Origin of the sequence: Blautia faecis (genome assembly GCF_027662325.1) — a bacterium.
GTDB lineage: Bacteria > Bacillota > Clostridia > Lachnospirales > Lachnospiraceae > Blautia_A > Blautia_A faecis.
This window is the reverse complement of the sequence record NZ_JAQDKY010000116.1, coordinates 1-642: the sequence shown is the minus strand read 5'-3', so window position 1 is coordinate 642 and position 642 is coordinate 1. Positions and strand designations below refer to the sequence as shown.

The following is a 642-nucleotide window of genomic DNA, read 5'->3' as shown; positions in this document are numbered from 1 at the left end:
GTCTGTACTGTCATCTTCACTGCCAGGCCAATTACAAAAAGGATCAGCCATACCGGCAGTAATAATATCTTCCCAGCAAATTTTAAAATAAACATGTGAACCTCCTATCTTACCAGTCCTGGCATATCATGGTTCACCTCTGCCTGATAATACCCGTTCATCGTTGACGGTGCATTAAACAGGGCTGCTAACAAATATTTCTTGATATTCTTCACCTTTGTGGTGTTACCACTCATACAGTGTAAGACATACTCGATATGTGAATAGGTCAGCATCAGAAATTTTTTCTTCACCAGTGATGCCGGATACCAGTTGCTGGCAATCAATATCTTGTCGTTTTTACACATCACAGTTTCTACGATCAGGTTCACGATTTCATCTACCTGTCGCATATCGTCATGATGGGTTACTTCCAGTGATTCATAATCAATGGTCTCTTTGACAAGGTTTTCATAAGCCTGATAATCCTCAGAGTGATTATCGCTATCAAATCTTTTCTCATCCACAGATATGATATGATTAGATTTATTATCATTCATTTCAGTATCACTAAGATTAGTATTATTAGGGTTTGAAATGTAAACTTCTTGAAGTTTGTTTTCGGGACTTCTAGAAGTTTGATTTTGGGACTTCATGAAGTTT

The 642-nt window shown here is 37.5% G+C and carries 1 protein-coding gene; it reads right to left on the bottom strand.

Translation table 11 applies throughout. From position 1 onward, the window contains the following. Positions 1 to 104: 104 nt before the first annotated feature. On the bottom strand, positions 105 to 642 hold a 538-nt coding region (locus PGQ38_RS19405; RefSeq protein ID WP_334304084.1), incomplete at its 5' end, for a DUF6017 domain-containing protein.